The 17,513-nt window shown below is 38.1% G+C and carries 20 protein-coding genes; 19 read left to right on the forward strand and 1 reads right to left on the reverse strand.

From position 1 onward, the window contains the following. Positions 1 to 72: 72 nt before the first annotated feature. From purC to DYE54_RS08865, 7 genes are all read left to right on the forward strand, one after another. On the forward strand, positions 73 to 777 hold the full coding sequence (purC, locus tag DYE54_RS08835; protein ID WP_115310878.1) for a phosphoribosylaminoimidazolesuccinocarboxamide synthase: 705 nt from the start codon (positions 73 to 75) through the stop codon (positions 775 to 777). A 12-nt stretch (positions 778 to 789) separates the two neighbouring features. Then, positions 790 to 2,214: an amidophosphoribosyltransferase gene (gene purF, locus DYE54_RS08840; protein ID WP_115310879.1), complete on the forward strand. Its 1,425-nt coding sequence runs from the start codon at positions 790 to 792 to the stop codon at positions 2,212 to 2,214. Next, the gene (gene purM / locus DYE54_RS08845) at positions 2,201 to 3,265 is read left to right on the forward strand and encodes a phosphoribosylformylglycinamidine cyclo-ligase (RefSeq protein WP_115310880.1); all 1,065 of its coding nucleotides are present in this window, start codon (positions 2,201 to 2,203) and stop codon (positions 3,263 to 3,265) included. Before purF ends, purM begins: the two co-directional genes overlap by 14 nt. Beyond that, complete coding sequence (gene purN / locus DYE54_RS08850; protein ID WP_115310881.1) at positions 3,249 to 3,866, forward strand: phosphoribosylglycinamide formyltransferase; 618 nt, start codon at positions 3,249 to 3,251, stop codon at positions 3,864 to 3,866. The genes purM and purN overlap by 17 nt, the downstream gene beginning before the upstream one ends. A 61-nt stretch (positions 3,867 to 3,927) precedes the next feature. Then, positions 3,928 to 5,457 (forward strand): bifunctional phosphoribosylaminoimidazolecarboxamide formyltransferase/IMP cyclohydrolase, encoded by a 1,530-nt coding sequence (gene purH, locus DYE54_RS08855; protein ID WP_115310882.1) that lies wholly within the window; start codon positions 3,928 to 3,930, stop codon positions 5,455 to 5,457. A gap of 18 nt (positions 5,458 to 5,475) precedes the next feature. Beyond that, the gene (purD, locus tag DYE54_RS08860) at positions 5,476 to 6,747 is read left to right on the forward strand and encodes a phosphoribosylamine--glycine ligase (RefSeq protein ID WP_115310883.1); all 1,272 of its coding nucleotides are present in this window, start codon (positions 5,476 to 5,478) and stop codon (positions 6,745 to 6,747) included. 126 nt (positions 6,748 to 6,873) lie between these two features. After that, a complete protein-coding gene (locus tag DYE54_RS08865) occupies positions 6,874 to 7,236 on the forward strand; it encodes a helix-turn-helix domain-containing protein (RefSeq protein ID WP_115310884.1) in 363 nt (120 codons plus the stop codon). Between the two features lie 271 nt (positions 7,237 to 7,507). Here DYE54_RS08865 and DYE54_RS08870 read toward each other — a convergent pair whose 3' ends face one another. Then, complete coding sequence (locus DYE54_RS08870) at positions 7,508 to 8,179, reverse strand: metal-dependent hydrolase (RefSeq protein WP_115310885.1); 672 nt, start codon at positions 8,177 to 8,179, stop codon at positions 7,508 to 7,510. Positions 8,180 to 8,347: 168 nt separating this feature from the next. Between DYE54_RS08870 and moaC the strand changes: the two genes are divergently transcribed. The 12 genes from moaC (at position 8,348) to DYE54_RS08930 (ending at position 17,488) form a co-directional block, all read left to right on the forward strand. Continuing rightward, positions 8,348 to 8,836 (forward strand): cyclic pyranopterin monophosphate synthase MoaC, encoded by a 489-nt coding sequence (gene moaC, locus DYE54_RS08875; RefSeq protein ID WP_115310886.1) that lies wholly within the window; start codon positions 8,348 to 8,350, stop codon positions 8,834 to 8,836. A 102-nt stretch (positions 8,837 to 8,938) separates the two neighbouring features. Then, entirely contained in the window at positions 8,939 to 9,430 is a 492-nt protein-coding gene (trmL, locus tag DYE54_RS08880; RefSeq protein WP_115310887.1) for a tRNA (uridine(34)/cytosine(34)/5-carboxymethylaminomethyluridine(34)-2'-O)-methyltransferase TrmL, read from the forward strand. Positions 9,431 to 9,434: 4 nt separating this feature from the next. Next, entirely contained in the window at positions 9,435 to 9,788 is a 354-nt protein-coding gene (locus tag DYE54_RS08885) for a YlbF/YmcA family competence regulator (RefSeq protein WP_115310888.1), read from the forward strand. Further along, the gene (gene murB / locus DYE54_RS08890) at positions 9,769 to 10,698 is read left to right on the forward strand and encodes a UDP-N-acetylmuramate dehydrogenase (RefSeq protein WP_115310889.1); all 930 of its coding nucleotides are present in this window, start codon (positions 9,769 to 9,771) and stop codon (positions 10,696 to 10,698) included. The genes DYE54_RS08885 and murB overlap by 20 nt, the downstream gene beginning before the upstream one ends. A gap of 206 nt (positions 10,699 to 10,904) precedes the next feature. Next, positions 10,905 to 11,345, forward strand: a complete 441-nt coding sequence (gene rplM / locus DYE54_RS08895) for a 50S ribosomal protein L13 (protein ID WP_115310890.1) — start codon at positions 10,905 to 10,907, stop codon at positions 11,343 to 11,345. Between the two features lie 23 nt (positions 11,346 to 11,368). Beyond that, positions 11,369 to 11,761 (forward strand): 30S ribosomal protein S9, encoded by a 393-nt coding sequence (gene rpsI / locus DYE54_RS08900; protein WP_115310891.1) that lies wholly within the window; start codon positions 11,369 to 11,371, stop codon positions 11,759 to 11,761. Between the two features lie 211 nt (positions 11,762 to 11,972). Beyond that, on the forward strand, positions 11,973 to 12,281 hold the full coding sequence (locus DYE54_RS08905) for a TM2 domain-containing protein (RefSeq protein WP_115310892.1): 309 nt from the start codon (positions 11,973 to 11,975) through the stop codon (positions 12,279 to 12,281). A gap of 187 nt (positions 12,282 to 12,468) precedes the next feature. Continuing rightward, a complete protein-coding gene (locus DYE54_RS08910) occupies positions 12,469 to 13,257 on the forward strand; it encodes a tyrosine-protein phosphatase (RefSeq protein ID WP_115310893.1) in 789 nt (262 codons plus the stop codon). Between the two features lie 18 nt (positions 13,258 to 13,275). Beyond that, positions 13,276 to 13,923: a polysaccharide biosynthesis/export family protein gene (locus DYE54_RS08915; RefSeq protein WP_115310894.1), complete on the forward strand. Its 648-nt coding sequence runs from the start codon at positions 13,276 to 13,278 to the stop codon at positions 13,921 to 13,923. Positions 13,924 to 13,941: 18 nt separating this feature from the next. Next, a complete protein-coding gene (locus DYE54_RS08920; RefSeq protein WP_115310895.1) occupies positions 13,942 to 15,411 on the forward strand; it encodes a GumC family protein in 1,470 nt (489 codons plus the stop codon). Beyond that, positions 15,399 to 16,082: a CpsD/CapB family tyrosine-protein kinase gene (locus DYE54_RS08925; protein WP_115310896.1), complete on the forward strand. Its 684-nt coding sequence runs from the start codon at positions 15,399 to 15,401 to the stop codon at positions 16,080 to 16,082. Before DYE54_RS08920 ends, DYE54_RS08925 begins: the two co-directional genes overlap by 13 nt. 86 nt (positions 16,083 to 16,168) lie before the next feature. Next, positions 16,169 to 17,488 carry an exopolysaccharide biosynthesis polyprenyl glycosylphosphotransferase gene (locus tag DYE54_RS08930; RefSeq protein ID WP_281267714.1) on the forward strand — a complete coding sequence of 440 codons (1,320 nt, stop codon included), beginning with the start codon at positions 16,169 to 16,171 and terminating at the stop codon, positions 17,486 to 17,488. Positions 17,489 to 17,513 lie beyond the last annotated feature (25 nt).

Here is a 17,513-nt window from a genome sequence, read left to right on the forward strand (position 1 = left end):
CAGTTTTAGGGCAGTTGATAGACTGTTCCTCGTTTATAAAATGACTATATTATGTTAATAGGAGGCAACACCATGAACATGTTATATGAAGGTAAAGCAAAACAAGTATTTGAAACAGAAAACGCTAATGAATATTTAGTTCATTATAAAGATGATGCTACGGCATTTAATGGTGAAAAAAAGGGGACAATCCATGATAAAGGTGTTTTAAACAATAAAATATCCTCCTTCTTCTTTGAATTGTTGGCAAAAGAAGGGGTACCTAATCATTTCATTAAACGTCTTAATGATCGTGACCAATTAGTTAAAAAATTAGAAATTTTGCCATTAGAAGTTATTGTTCGTAATATTATTGCTGGTTCTTTGTCCAAACGTCTTGGCATTGAAGAAGGAACGCCTTGTAAACGCCCTATTCTTGAATTTTGCTATAAAAATGATGATTTAGGGGATCCTTTCATTAATGAAGATCAAATTTTAGCATTAGGTTGGGCCACTGAAGAACAAGTAGCGCTAGTTCGTAAATATGCTATGCAAGTTAATGAAATTCTTAAAAAATTCTTAGCTGAAAAGAAAGTTACCTTGGTTGATTTTAAATTAGAATTTGGCCTTCATAATGGTGAAGTATTGCTAGGCGATGAAATTTCCCCTGATACTTGCCGTTTCTGGGATAGCGAAACGAATGAAAAACTTGATAAAGATCGTTTCCGTCGCGACCTTGGCAATGTAGAAGATGCTTATAAAGAAATGTTATTCCGCCTAACTGGCGAACGTGCGTAATAGGAGATACACATGCATTACGACTCTATATTTGACAAGTGGCATGAAGAGTGTGGCGTATTTGGGATGTATGATCGCCATTTAAATGTAGGTAATTTCACCTATTGGGGCTTGTTTGCCTTGCAGCATCGCGGACAGGAAAGTGCCGGTATTGCTATTAGTGATGGATCTAATATTGAGGTTACTAAGGGCATGGGCCTTATTACCGAAGCCATTAAACAATTGCCTGATGTACCTGGTGGTTTCATTACGTCAGGCCATGTACGTTACTCTACAACGGGGTCTAATAATCCTAAAAATATCCAGCCTTTGGTTATTCATTATCAAGGCGGCGATATGGCAGTTGCTCATAATGGGAATTTAACTAATGCCTTAGATTTGCGCCGTGAACTAGAAGGTAGTGGGTCAATTTTCCAAACGACTATGGATTCGGAAGTTATTGTTAATTTGATTGCTCGTTCTAAAGCAGAAAGTACAGAGGAGCGCATTGTAGAAGCGGTGCGTCGTATTGAAGGGGCATTTTCTTTAGTTATTAGCACAAATGACAAACTGATTGGGGTTCGTGATGCTAATGGCTTTAGACCACTTTGTTTAGGCAAGACGGAACATGGGTATGTGTTGTCTTCTGAAACTTGTGCACTTGATGCGATAAAAGCAGAATTTGTGCGTCATATAGATCCCGGTGAAATGGTTATTATTGATGACAGTGGTGTACGAAGTCGTTTATTTGTAGAATCCGAAGCGGCTATTAATAAAGCTCTTTGCGTATTTGAATATATTTATTTTGCCCGTTCTGATAGTGAAATTGATGGCCAAAGTGTGTACCAAGCTCGTTTAAATATGGGACGCGAGTTAGCACGAGAAACTAAATATGAAGCAGATTTAGTTATGTCAATTCCTGACTCAGGCACAACGGCAGCGCTCGGCTATGCACGGGAATCAGGGATTCCTTTTGGCGAAGGATTGATTAAAAATCGCTATATGGGACGTACCTTTATTAAACCAGATCAAGCACAGCGAGAATTAGCTGTGCGCATGAAACTAAATGCAGTGGCTGATGTGGTGAAAGGTAAACGCATTGTTTTAATTGATGATTCGATTGTTCGCGGTACTACCAGTGGTATTATTGTGCGGATGTTAAAAGAAGCAGGCGCTAAAGAAATTTATATGTGTGTTAGCTCACCGGCTATTGAATATCCATGCCATTATGGAATTGATACATCCGTGCGTAAAGAGTTAATTGCAGCGACGCATACAACGGATCAAATTAGAGAGTATATCCAAGCGGATAAACTTCATTATTTAAGCCGTGAAGGCTTGTGCCGTGCAGTAAGTGGTGTACCAGAAGCAGAGCTGTGCTTTGCTTGTTTTGATGGCGATTATGCTGTAAGTGTTCCGGAAGACCAAGACGAGGGAGGAAAATATGTGCTCGAATAAAGGTGGCGTAACATATCGTGATGCTGGTGTTGATATTGATGCTGGCAATAAAGCAGTCGATTTAATGAAAGCAGCGGTGCGACGTACGTATACATCTGGGGTAGTTGGTGATATCGGTGGCTTTGGAGGCTTGTTCTCCTTAGCTGGTTTTGATATGAAAGAACCTATGCTTGTATCCGGTACAGATGGTGTAGGTACTAAATTACGCTTGGCAATTATGATGGATAAACACGATACGATTGGCCAAGACTGTGTGGCTATGAGTGTGAATGATATCCTTGTACAAGGTGCTACACCACTTTTTTTCTTAGACTATATTGCCGTTGGTAAATTAGTGCCAGAACAAGTCGCTACTATCGTGCGCGGTGTGGCCGAAGCTTGTGAAGAGTCGGGCTGTGCTTTATTAGGTGGTGAAACGGCTGAAATGGCTGGTTTCTATGGTGATGGTGACTATGATGTGGCTGGTTTTGCCGTTGGCATTGTAGACCGTCCGCGTTTGTTGACAGGTGAAACAATTAAAGCTGGTGATATTTTATTGGGGTTACCATCTACAGGCGTTCATTCCAATGGTTTTTCTTTAGTTCGTAAAATCGTATTCGACGTACAGAATATGAAGTTGACGGATGGAATTCCAGAATTTGGTAAAACACTAGGTGAAGAATTATTAACGCCAACTCGTTTATATCCAAAAGCTGTATTGCCATTGACTCGTAAAGGGCTTTTAAAAGGAATGGTACACGTGACGGGGGGCGGATTCTATGATAATATTCCACGTATTTTACCAGATGGTACCTCTGCCCGTGTAAATGCGGATGCGTGGCCTAAATTACCTGTTTTTGAAAAATTACAAGAATGGGGTAAGGTGGCGACAAAAGAAATGTACCGTACCTTTAATATGGGAATTGGTATGATTTTAGTCGTAGCTCCTGAAGATTTAGCGGCTGTGAAAGCACAATTGGCTAAAGTAAATGAAACGGTATATGAAATTGGGCGTATTGAAACTGCTGGCGATGAACGTGTAATTATGGAAGGACGTGAATTCGTTGACTAAGCGAATTGCCATTTTTGCAAGTGGTCGTGGTTCGAATGCAGCTGCTTTATATGAAGCCATTCAAGCAGGGACGATTCAGGCGCAAGTAGTGGTTGTGTTAAGCGATCATCAAGAGGTACCTGTGTTAGGACGAGCGGCTGAATGGGGTGTGCCCTCTGTTGTTGTAGAACGTAAAGCCTATGCGAGTAAAGAGGCTTTTGAAGAAGCTATGTTAGCAGCTATTGCACCTTATGAACCAGAAGCGATTGTATTGGCTGGTTATATGCGCTTGTTAGGGCCTACGTTTATTAAGCCGTATGAACATAAGATTTTAAATATTCACCCCGCCTTATTACCTTCTTTTCCTGGGTTGCATGCGCAGGGGCAGGCTGTAGCAGCGGGTGTAAAGGTAAGTGGCTGTACGGTTCACTTTGTTGATACGGGTATGGACTCAGGGCCGATTATTATGCAAGCTGTGGTACCAGTTTATGCGGATGATACCGAAGATACCTTAGCAGCGCGTATTCTTCCAGAAGAACATAAAATATATAAAAAAGCATTGGCCCTCTTTTGTGAGGACAGATTAACGATTAAGAATCATATTGTGCACATTGAGGACTAGCCTTAGGGCGGTCCTTTTGTGCCCATTTGGGCTTGTTGAGCCAGTTTGTAGGAGGTTTTCTATGATTAAAAATGCACTCATTAGTGTATCCGATAAAACAGGTGTTGTTGAATTTGCGAAATCTTTGGCTGACTTAGGCGTAACGATTTACTCTACTGGTGGTACATTTCGCGCAATAGCTGATGCTGGTGTGGCAGTACATCAAGTAGAAGAGTTAACACAATTTCCTGAAATGATGGATGGTCGTGTTAAAACGTTGCATCCTATGGTTCATGGTGGCATTTTGGCCGTACGTGATAATGCGGAACATGTAAAAGCTATGAATGACCATGGTATTCAACCATTAGATTTAGTGGTCGTTAATTTATATCCATTCCGTGAAACGATTGCTAAACTTAATGTTGCTTTAGAAGAAGCCATTGAAAACATTGATATTGGTGGCCCTACCATGGTTCGCTCGGCGGCTAAAAATAATGCCTATGTAGGGATTGTAGTCAATCCTGAACGCTATGATGAAGTGATTGCTCGTTTGAAGGCCGATGGTGATTTAGGCCGTGAATTCCGGTTTGCTTTAGCGAAAGAAGCCTTTGCACATACAGCGGCTTATGATACAGCCATCGCTAATTATTTTAGTGAACAATTAGGGCAGACGCCATTTCCACCAGAATATTTACAGGCTTATGAAAAAGTAACGGACCTTCGCTATGGTGAAAATCCACATCAAAAAGCAGCTTTTTATAAAGAAATTGGGGCAGCCACTGGCATGGGGGCCATGAAACAACTTCATGGCAAAGACTTATCCTATAACAATATTGTAGATATGGAAGCGGCTTGGAATATGGTTTGGGAATTTGAAGAGCCGGCTGCTTGTATCATTAAGCATACAAACCCTTGTGGGGCCGCTACGGGCGCAACCTTGCAAGAGGCATATGTAAAAGCCTATGAAGCTGATTCCGTATCAGCCTTTGGCGGTATTGTGGCACTTAATCGAGACGTAGACGAAGCTACGGCAACGGAAATGAGTAAACTTTTCTTGGAAGTGATTATGGCGCCTAAATTCTCAGCTAAAGCGTTAACTATTTTGGAAGCCAAGAAAAATATTCGTCTTATTGAATTAGAAAAACCAGCGTCCGATCAAGTAGTCGTAAAAAAAGTATCTGGTGGCCTATTAGTGCAGACAGAAGATGATTTACAAGAAGATGAAACTTCATATACGGTGGTTACTAAAGTACAACCCACTGAGGAGCAGTGGCAAGCGCTTCGCTTTGCTTGGAAATTGGTTAAACATGTAAAGTCTAATGCCATTTTAATTGCTAAAGATAACCAAACCTTAGGCGTTGGCGCCGGTCAGATGAATCGTGTAGGGGCGGCCAAAATTGCGCTTGAAGAAGCTGGTGAAAACGCACAAGGGGCAGTACTTGCATCTGATGCTTTCTTCCCATTTGGAGATACTGTGGCTACGGCTGCAACCCATGGTATTACGGCGATTATTCAACCAGGTGGTTCTATTCGTGATGAAGAGTCAATTGCTAAGGCTGATGAAGCAGGCATTGCTATGATATTCACGCATGTACGTCATTTTAAACACTAATTGACCCAAGGAGGATATATGAAAGTTTGCGTAATTGGATCAGGTGGTCGTGAACATACGTTAGCCTGGAAGTTGGCTCAGAGCGCATCGGTTAGCTCTGTCTATGCATTACCTGGTAGTAAGGCTATGGAAGATGTAGCGACTTGTGTAGCTTTAGATTGGCAAAAATTTGATGAAGTGGTTGCGTTTGTGCAAAAAGAAAACATAGATCTTGTAGTGATAGGCCCAGAAGCTCCGTTAGTAGCAGGTTTAGCTGATGCAGTGCGGGCTGTTGGGATTGCTGTGTTTGGACCATCTAAAGCAGCGGCACAATTAGAAGGGTCTAAAGTGTTTGCTAAGGATTTGATGCAAAAATATAATATTCCAACGGCGGCGTATGGTGTTTTTTCAGAAGTAACAAAAGCTAAAGAATTTATCGCTAAGACAGGGGCACCTATTGTTATTAAGGCAGATGGGTTAGCAGCTGGTAAGGGTGTTGTTGTAGCGATGACGGAGGCAGAGGCTAATGCTGCCGTAGAAGATATGCTTTCAGCAAATCGTTTTGGTGATGCTGGTCATACCGTAGTCATTGAAGAGTTTATGGCGGGGGAGGAAGCATCTCTCTTGGCATTTGTAGATGGCACAACAGTAGTCCCTATGATTTCCTCGCAGGACCATAAGCGTATTTTCGATGGCGATAAAGGCCCTAATACAGGCGGTATGGGTACCTATGCTCCCGCGCCTGTTATGACAGAGGATCTTCTCAAAGAGGCCTATGATACAATTTTAGTGCCTATGGTAGCTGCTATGAAAGCAGAAGGTATGCCATATGTAGGCTGCCTATATGCCGGTCTCATGATTACGCCAGAAGGACCTAAAGTGGTAGAATTTAATGCTCGTTTTGGTGATCCTGAAACGCAAGTAGTCTTGCCTTTACTAAAGGGGGATTTAGGGACCATCATGTTAGCTTGTGCTAAGGGGGAATTAGATTCTCATATGGTAGAGTGGCATAAAGGGAGTGCTGCTTGTGTTATTTTAGCCTCTCAAGGTTATCCTGAAAGCGCTCACAAGGGGGACGTTATTACTGGTGATTTAAGTTTTACTGAAGATACCTTAGTGTTCCATTCGGGGACAGCTTTTGTTGAGGATCATTTTGAAACCGCCGGTGGTCGTGTATTGGGAGTCGTTGGCCTTGGTAAAGACTTACAAAGCGCTCTTGATGTAGCCTATCAGCGAGTAGGTCGCATTCAGTTTGAAGGTAGCCAGCATCGCACTGACATTGGACAAAAGGCATTTGCTCATTTAGTTTAAAATTCAGCGATTTGTGAAGTATTAAATCAAAATATTTACGCTTGTTGAAAAATAGGTGTATAATAGAGACAGAATTTGTCTATTTTGAGTAGTATATGATAGGCCAATGAAGCGGGGCGTGATAATATGGCGTTATATAAAAATCTTAAACGAGTTCGTATGAGGACCGGTAAAAGTCAATTGGAAGTAGCTAATAGTGTAGGTATTAGTAATGCTGCTCTATCTAATTATGAAACTGGCTACCGTGAGCCTGACTTAGAAACGTTAAAGCAATTAGCCGTATATTATGGTGTGTCCTTAGATGAATTGGCTGAGGTCAAACCTAGTTTGCCTCCAGTCTACGACTTATGGGCTGTTATCAAAAACAAGGAAGTTGCCTTTAATGGTAAACAGTATGCCTTGAAGCCTTCACAGCGGCAACAATTGCGCAAACAATTGGCTGCATTTTTTGAGAAATACGACCCTGTAGTCGAAAAAACAAAGAAGTAAGGTAACCGTAAATAACAGAATAAGTTAAAAGGGTAGGCTGATTGCTTAGCAAAAGCATACCAACGATTAGTAATGAATACATAAATGTAAGTAGTAAGTTGTAAAATGTTATGTATGAATTAAAATAGGCGAAATACTAAAAAGGAGCTATGGCCTCAAGCTTGTCTTGAGGGATAGCTCCTTTTTGGGTGGTGACTACTATCGAAAATAGAGTCTTGTCCTATAACCCAGAGTCTGATAGATGTATAAGTGATTAAGATGAAAATTACTTTTATAAGGTAATTGTAGTACCTGGATCTACCACAAGTCCTTTTAATTTATGGGTAGCTTCTAATTGTTTCACATAGTCATGCGGATCTTTGTCGATAACAGGCCAAGTTTTATAGTGAATAGGAATTGTAACTTTGGCTTTGATTAGAGAGGCTGCTAATAGCGCATCTTCAACGCCCATTGTGAAATTATCACCAATAGGTAATAAGGCATAATCAATATCGCCAAAGCGATTTAAATATTGCATATCACTAAAGAAGGCCGTATCTCCCGCAAAGTAGATTGTTTTGCCGTAGAAGTTAAAAATGCCACCCGCTGCATGGCCCCCTGGAATACCGGCACCATGAAAGGCAGGGGTAAGACGGACAGAACCAAATTCGAAATCAAACTTGCCCCCTAGATGCATAGCATGGGCTTTTAAACCTGCTGATTCTGCTTTGTGTGCGACTTCTGCTGTAGAAATGAGTAATGCATCATTGGCTTTACCGATAGTATCGGCATCACCATAATGATCGCCATGGCCGTGGCTGACAAAAATATATTGGCACTTAATATCTTCGGGTTTAGCAATCTCCCAAGTATTACCATTGAAAAAAGGATCGCATACAATAGAAACTTCGCCATTGCTGAGTAAAAAGGTAGAGTGACCATAATAGGTTAATGTTACTGCCATAAGAGATGCCTCCTTGTGATTAAAATATTAGACTACTTATATATAACATGATACCATAGAATTAGATTGAATTATATGAAATAAGTAAGCGCTATTATATTAATAAAGCGCGTAAAGATTAAACATGTAAGAGTTGTTAAAAATAATAGTACATTTTTGAGGTTGTATATGGAACTAACACATTTTGATGAAGCGGGTAATGCGCGTATGGTAGATGTCAGTGATAAAGCGGTAACAACGCGTGTGGCTGTAGCAGAAGGATTCATTACGGTTAATGAAGAGATTTATAAACGGATTGCAGCAGGGACAATGAAAAAAGGGGACGTGTTAAGTGTTGCTCAGTTAGCGGCGATAATGGGTGCCAAGCAAACATCTAATCTAATCCCTTTGTGTCATCCTTTAAGTTTGAGTAAAGTGGCTGTGATTTGTGAATTAGAGCCAACTAAACAAGCCGTTAGAATTGAAGCGACGGTTAAAACAACAGGACAAACTGGAGTAGAAATGGAAGCGCTTACCGCTGTGCAGGTGGGATTACTCACTGTATATGATATGTGTAAGGCTATTGATAAAAGCATGGTTATGGGGCCAGTCTATTTACTTGAAAAGTCGGGGGGCAAGAGTGGTCATTTTGTGAATACTTCAGTTAAAACCGTGTAAATTCTTTTGTGGTGACAAGCCATATTGAGAAAAGACTTGAAGGTAGCGTTATAATTAGGTAAAATAAGATGTTAGACTAAATAGTAAAAAGAAGGATGACTTATGGAAATAGTATTAGTAGAACCAGAAATTCCTGGTAATACAGGAAATATTGCTCGTCTTTGCGCAGCTAATCATATGACACTTCACTTGGTAAAACCCTTAGGGTTTAAGTTAGAAGATAAGTATTTGAAACGAGCTGGTCTTGATTATTGGCATTTAGTGGATGTGCAAGTGCATGAAAACTTGCAAGAAGTATATGATAAATATCCAGACCGTCGCTATTTTTATGCTACAACGAAAGCAAAACATACCTATGCGGAAGTAAAATATGAGATTGGGGATATGCTAGTGTTTGGTAAGGAAACAAAAGGCTTACCAGAAGAATTATTAGCAGCAAATTATGAGCAAACCATTCGCATTCCTATGATTGAAGAAGCCCGTTCTTTGAACTTATCCAATTCAGTAGCCATTATTGCCTATGAAGCAATGCGGCAATTGAATTTTCCAGATTTAAAAAATTTAGGTCATTTAACAATGAAAGGTGGTAATTAAATCCATGAATTACGACAAAGCGTATGAATTACAAAAAGCAATGCGTGAGAGCGAAGAGTACAAAGCATTGATGGAAGCGCAAGCGGCTGTTGAAAGTGATGCAACAGCTAAAGGTTTAATTGAACAATTTTTGATGCAACAGATGCAGTGGGAATATGCCAAGATGGCTGAAGCGCCTGAAGCTGAAGAAATTGGCAAAAAATTAGAAGAATTAATGCCGATGATTCAAGCTAATTCTGGTGCGCAAAGTTATTTGCAGGCCCATGTACGTTGGACGCAAGTATCCAATGATGTATATCGTATCATTAGTGAACCTATTACAGAAGGAATGAAAATTCTTGAAAAAGCTAAACAGTAATTTACAAGCGCTTTATGCCGATTTACAGCATATTGTACCGGCATCTGCTGTATGCTGTGAAGAATCACTAGCAGCTCATACAACGTTTAAAATTGGTGGACCTGCGGATATCTTTGTAACACCACAGACCATGCATGAGTTAAGCCAAGTGTTAGCGGCAATTCATAAAGCACAAGTACCATTGACAGTATTAGGCAGTGGCTCTAATGTGCTCGTATTAGATGGTGGCATTCGTGGGGTTGTATTATCTCTTAGTGAGATGAAAGAAACAATGGCGGCCATTGGTAGTGTTTTGACGGTTAGTGCTGGTTATATGTTAAAAGATGCCTCTCAGTTTGCCTATGCAGCCGGGTTAACAGGTTTAGAGTTTGCTATTGGCATTCCAGGCACCTTAGGGGGCGCCGTTTTCATGAATGCTGGTGCTTATGGTGGCGAGATGTGTCAAGTGGTAACTAAAGTGCGGGCCGTGGATGTAACTGGGCATATTAATGAATATACTGCAGAAGAATTAGCCTTTGATTATCGTCATAGTCGTTTTCACGAAAGTCATGAAATTATTGGTGAAGTGGATATCACCTTGAAAACAGGAGATAAAGATGCCATTCTTGAAATGATGGAAGATTTGACACAACGCCGTGAGAGTAAACAACCATTAGAATATGCTAGTGCAGGTTCAACGTTTAAGCGACCACCTGGGTATTTTGCAGGCACTTTGATTGAACAAACAGGTCTAAAGGGATTGGCTGTCGGTGATGCTGAAGTGTCTCAGAAACATGCCGGTTTTGTGATTAATAAAGGCTGTGCATCGGCCAAAGATGTGCTAAATTTAATACATAGTGTGCAAGCGCGTGTAGCAGAAGCTCATGGTGTTAATTTAGAAACAGAAGTGCGCATTATTGGGGAAGAATAAATAATTAAACAGATAAGTTTGACATTGAAGTATTCTCTCCATAAGTAAATGAGCATTATATTTAAAATATCTGAAATAGTGGTTGACAGTCTATAGTCAAATCACGTATAATATTTCGGTAAGCATTTGTATCTTATTCCATTAGCCCCGGAAAGAGAGCAGGATGCTTTTTGGTAAAGTAGTCGTTATGAGGAGGAATTAGCAGCATGAAAACTACATATATGGCCAATCCGAACACTATTGAACGGAAATGGTATGTTGTTGACGCTGAAGGTAAAACTTTAGGACGCCTTGCTGCCGAAGTAGCTAAAGTTCTTCGGGGCAAAAATAAACCGACTTTCACACCACACGTTGACACTGGTGACCATGTTATCGTAATCAACGCTGAGAAAGTTCGTTTCACAGGTAAAAAATTAACTCAGAAAACATATTTCCGCCATTCTGGTTACCCAGGTGGTTCCCGTTTCGTTACTCTTGGTAACATGTTGGAAAAACATCCAGAACGCGTTGTGGAAATGGCAGTTCGTGGGATGCTTCCTAAGAACAAGCTAGGCGCTCAAATTTATCGCAAATTGAACGTATATGCTGGTCCTGAACATCCACATGCAGCTCAGAAACCTGAAGTTTTGGAATTTGATATTCGGTAATTACCGGGAGGAGGAACATTTACATGGCAGTAGCTCAGTACTACGGTACAGGTCGTAGAAAATCTTCCGTTGCCAGAGTTCGTCTGGTACCGGGCACAGGTAAAATTGTAATCAATAAACGTGATCTTAGCGATTACTTTGGTCGTAAGACTTTAGAATTAATCGTAAAACAACCGCTTAACCTTACTGGTACGGTTGAACAATATGATGTTATCGCTGACGTTGCTGGTGGTGGCCCATCTGGTCAAGCTGGCGCAATCCGTCACGGTATCTCTCGTGCTTTATTAGGCGTTGACAGTGAACTTCGTCAATCTCTTAAAAAAGCTGGTTTCTTGACTCGTGACCCACGTATGAAAGAACGTAAAAAATACGGTCTTAAAAAAGCTCGTAAAGCATCTCAGTTCTCGAAACGTTAATTTGTATTTTACAAATTATACCCTGCAACCATATGGTTGCAGGGTTTTTGCATATTATGGAAGTCTTTGTGCGCAATAGAAGAGATTGGATACAATAGGTGCTTTTCAGGCTATAGACTCAATAGAATTAGTATAATATGATATAATGAAAAGAAAAATAGGATTAAGTAATTAGTCAAATTTGAAATAATTATAGATAAGGGAGTCGTATATGAAAACCAATGAATTATTAGCTTTACAAGAATTAACACAGGCACAGCGTGAATATGTATTACTTAAAGTTACTAATCAAAAAGATACAGGAATGGCATATTTGTGGTGGTTTATTTTTGGTGTACATTATTTTTATCTTAAAAAGCCAATTATTAATTTATTATATTGGATAACGGCAAGTGGTTTTGGGATTTGGGCGGTAATTGATTTATTTCGAATTCCAGGGATGGTTCGTCGTTATAATGAACAACTACTGAAAGAAGCGATTCTTGAAGCTAAAAATTTGTATCCGAATCAATCTTTGTAAAGTATCGTAAAATATGGGCTATACTTGGTGAAAAAGGTAGAGATAAGCTAGCTTTTTTGATAAAATATAATATAAGTGATTTATAAAAAAAACAGTGGGATTATGCAATAAAATTAATGTTTAGATAGAAAATTTATATGTAAATATTAATTTTATACAAATCTTGTGAAGGAAGGGCAAGTTAGTAATGATTGATATTCATACGCATATACTCTATGACATTGAAGGTGATGATGGATCAAGAAGCCAAGAGATGACATTAGAGATGCTAAAGCTGGCGGTAAATTCGGGGACTACTGCTATGATTGCAACCCCACATATTAATCGTCAGGGAATTATACCTAGTTGGCAATCTATTTTAGATAGAGTAGAACAGGTTAATCAGTTAGCTTCTGTAAATGAATTACCTATTAAGATTTATTCAGGAGGGGAAGTTCAATTAGATTATGATGCCATGGCAAAATTAACGGGCAAAAATAGAGAATACTGTTTGGCAGATAGTCGATATATTTTAATTGAGTTAACTGAAAATAGCGAAGCTAAAGCGGTAGAACAAATGCTTTTTGAATTAATGCTTCGTGGTTATATGCCTATTTTAGCTCATCCTGAAAGATATACACGTATTATGCATCACCCGGAGATTGTATTGGAATGGATGCATAAGGGGATTGCTACGCAGTGTAATACTGGTAGTTTTCATGGATATTTTGGTGAAAAGGTACAAGCGCGAGTTGAGCGATTATATAGACATCGGATGATTACATTTTTGGGAACTGACGCTCATAGAGAACAGATTAGAACACCAGATTCAACACCGGCTAAGCAGGCCATTTGTCAGTTGTCTAATGGTGAAATTTTTTGGAACAATTGTCAATCGAATGCACAGTTTATTTTAGAGGATAGAGTTTTATATCCTGATGTTCCTGCATCTTATGAAACAAAAAAACGAGGATTCTTTAGTCGTTTATTTGGTTAATTAGAGTACGAGGTTTTTATGAAAAGAAAAATAGCATTACTTACATTGGTTGCTTCTACATTTTTAGGGGCTAATGTTCTCGCAGCAGATTATACACTACGGTCGGGTGATGAACTTAATATTGTGGTGGCTCAGGATCCTGCCATTAGCAGTACCCAAAATGTAAATACCACATCCTATCATGTGCGTCCTGATGGTAAAGTGTCAGTTCCATATGTTGGTGAAGTTGATGCATCAGGCATGACTGTTAGTGAATTTACTACGATTCTTACACAACGTTTATCCAAGTATTATGTGAATCCAGATGTATCGGTGAATGTGACTAAATTAGGTACAGTGAGAGTGTATGTATTTGGTGAAATTAATAAACCAGGGGCCTTTGAGTTGACTAAAGGGCACACTGTGATGGATGCAATAGGGGCTGCTAATGGTTTTAACTGGGACACAGGCAAAAAGAAAATTTACTTAATTCGCCAAGATAATAAAAATCAAATTATTCCTATTAATTTGAATAAAATGTTAGAGACTGGTGATTTAACAGAAAATTATGAAATGCAAGAAGGGGATATTCTTTACTTAACTAAAAATGGTCGTATTAGCTTCTCTAGAGATATTGCGCCATTATTTAGTGCTGCATATACTATTTCTGAGATTAATAAAGATTAATTAAAAAGGAGTTTACTAGTGGAAGATCAAGTAATTGACTTGAAAGATATATATAACTCTATATCTGCCAATAAAAAATTTATAACATATACTACCGCAGGATTTGCTTTATTAGGTGGCATTTATTTATTATTTGCTACACCTACATATCAGTCCACATCATTACTTAGGATACAACAAGAAAAAGGCCTTGGAGATTCGTTATTGCAGACTGTAACGGGAGGAAACTCTGCGATGACTACTCAACGTATGCAAACGAATGCAGAGATTCTTAAGAGTAGAAATGTTATTATTCCTGTTATTGAAGCAACTGAAGAACCAGAAAGTGATGGATCCTATCCGGAATATGAAGAATATATAAAAAAGCATGTTGTTACTAAGCCATTTAAAGATACTGAAATTTTAGAGGTAGCTGTAACAGCAGATAGTCCTGAAAAAGCACAAAAAGTTAATAATTTGATAGTAAATGGTTTTATTAGTCGGTTGACGGATTTGTCACATGATCAACAAAAACAAACTCGAGAGTTCTTAGAAAAAAGAGCTCAAACATCAAAGCAAGAATTAATGGAAGCAGAAGATAAATTACAAAAGTATCAGGTCGCTAATCAAATGTATTCTGCTAGTGATCAAGTTAAGGCTTTTACAGATAAGGTATCATTAACAGATAAAACAAAAGCTGAAAGTCAGTTAAACTTAGATACAGCTCAGGCTTCATTATCTTCGATTAATGGGCAATTAGACAGTGCCGGAAAAAGTATTGCTGATAGCCCTGCTATACAACAATATAAAACTCAATTAGCTCAGCTTGTAAGTGAGAAAGCAAGTTATCTTGGAAAATTTACTGATGAGCATCCTAAGATGCAGGAAGTAAATGAACGTATTGCTCAATTAAATGTGGCAATGAATGAAGAAATACAGCGAATTATCAACCAAGAAGCGCCTTCTAGTAGTTCGGTTCAACAAGAGTTATTAGCTAGCAAATTTAAAAATGAGGCTATTATTGCTGCTGAACGAAGTAAGTTAGCTACTTTGGGAGCAATGGAGAATGAAAATAATAAAACATTATCAGAGCTTCCTGCAAAAGAACAAGGATATGTTCGTGTAAAACGGGATGCTGATGTAGCTCAAGAAATATATGTAATGTTGGCAAAACGTTTAGAAGAAGCTAAGGTAGCAGAAGTAATGGTGCCTAATGAAATTCAGGTTGTTGATAGTGCTACGTTACCTGAGAAGCCGATTGCGCCACGAAAAGCGCTTATATTAGCAGTGGTGTTAATATTAGGGTTTATTTCTAGCTCTCTGTATGTTATTATTAGGGACTTTTTTAATAAAAAAATTATATCTGCGGAAGAGGTGGAACGTCTTCTTGAGATTCCTGTAATTGGGTCAATTCCTGATGCGGCTAAAAAGTTAGACTCTTATGGTGAGGACAGTAATACAAAATCTGGATTTATTACTAGAATGAAAGGATTATTATGGAAGAGATAACACTAATAGCACATAAAGATAAAAAATCCCCAATATCAGAAGCCTATCGATCTATTCGAACTAATTTAATATTTGCTTCTGCTGGTAAGAAAGAAAAGATTATTAGTATAACATCAGCTACCCCGGGGGAGGGAAAATCGACAACATCTTCTAACTTGGCTATTATTATGGCTCAGGCAGAAAAAAGAGTATTGTTAATAGATTGTGATTTACGCAAGCTATCTTTACAGAAAAAATTTAATTTGCAGAATAAAGGATTAACTAATTATATTGCAATGAATGAGTCCTTGGATGATGTGTTATATGTTGATGTTGTACCTGGTCTCGATTTGCTATTGAGTGGACCTGTGCCACCAAATCCTTCTGAACTACTAGGGTCTAAAAAAATGGAAGAATTATTAAAACTTGTTGAAGAGCAATATGATTATATTTTTCTTGATTTACCACCTATTTTAGCAGTAACGGATGCTGCAGTTTTAGCAAAATATATAAATGGAACTATATTTGTTATGCAAGCAGGTGCTTTAGGAAAAAATGAAGCTCTTGAAGCAAAAAAAAGGTTGACTCAAAGTGGTGTGGAAATATTAGGGATTGTTTTAAACAAGGTTGAACCTACTAAACATAGTGGAAGCTATTATTATTATTATGGTGAAAAAGATTTGAAACCCTAAAATATGTAAATAATATGGTTTGGTATTAAGAGAGGTGATTAGTTGTGGGGTTTCAGAATCCTGTTAGTATAACTTTATTTAGAATAGTGAAATTATTGAATGTTCTTTTAATTACACTTCCATTTGGATTTATATGGATGCAATTTTATTCCAATGCTATTTATGAGTCTTTTTATTTTTGGGGGAATTGGGCTGTAATAGCATTATTCGTATTATGCTATATTATATTTTCTAGAATATATCATGTATATAATATTTCGTTTAGTTCTATTAGTGAAATTTTTTATAGTGAATTATTAGCACTGTTCTTTACTAATATTATAATGTTTTGCATAATTGTATTGTTAATGAGGTCTATGCCAAACCTTTTACCTCAAGCTATATCTATTATTTTTGAAATATTTATTGCCTATGCCTGGGCGTATAGTGCGTATACTTGGTATTTTAATCATAATGGTGTTAATCGTACATTAATCTTATATGATGAGCATTATAAAAAAGATAATCTCTATAAGCAATTACAATCTTTGCGTGCGTTTAATGTAGAAGGTGAGATGAATATTCATAGTGCAATTGATAATGGCTTAGGCTTGTTGAAAAATGTAAATTCAGTTATATTATGTGATGTTCATAGCCATGAGAGAAATAAAGTATTAAAATATTGTATTGAACATAATATTTATGTATTTGTTTTACCTCGTATTGGAGATGTATTAATGACAAGTTTAGAGCCTATTCATTTATTACATTTGCCAGTATGGAAAGGATGTCGTTATTCACCAGCATTAGAATTTACTTTTTTTAAACGTATATTTGATATTGTATCTTCGGGGATTGTATTGTTATTAGCTTCTCCTATTATGTTAATTACTGGATATTTAATACATAAAACTGATGGTGGTCCTGTTTTTTATCGACAATGCCGCTTGACGAAAGATGGAAAGAAGTTTGATGTATTAAAGTTTAGAAGTATGCGTGTTGATGCTGAAAAAGATGGAGTCGCACGTTTATCTACTGGTGAAAAAGATGACCGTATTACTCCAATAGGTCGGTTTATTAGAAAATGTCGTATTGATGAATTACCTCAATTAATTAATATTATTAAAGGGGATATGAGTGTAGTGGGACCAAGGCCAGAGCGTCCTGAAATTGCGGCTCAATATGAAAAATTTTTGCCAGAATTTTCTTTACGATTACAGGCTAAAGCAGGGTTAACTGGGTTAGCACAGGTTTATGGAAAATATAATACAACGCCATATGATAAATTGCAAATGGACTTAATGTATATTGCTAGACCAAGTCTTATTGAAGATCTTCGTATTATTTTTGCTACGATTAAAATTTTATTTGTAGCAGAAAGTACGGAAGGTTTTGAGGTAATGAGAGATTCTAAAGATGAGAAATAAATTATTGTGAGTGATGATTTTGAAG

Origin of the sequence: Veillonella criceti (assembly GCF_900460315.1) — a bacterium.
Lineage (GTDB): Bacteria > Bacillota > Negativicutes > Veillonellales > Veillonellaceae > Veillonella_A > Veillonella_A criceti.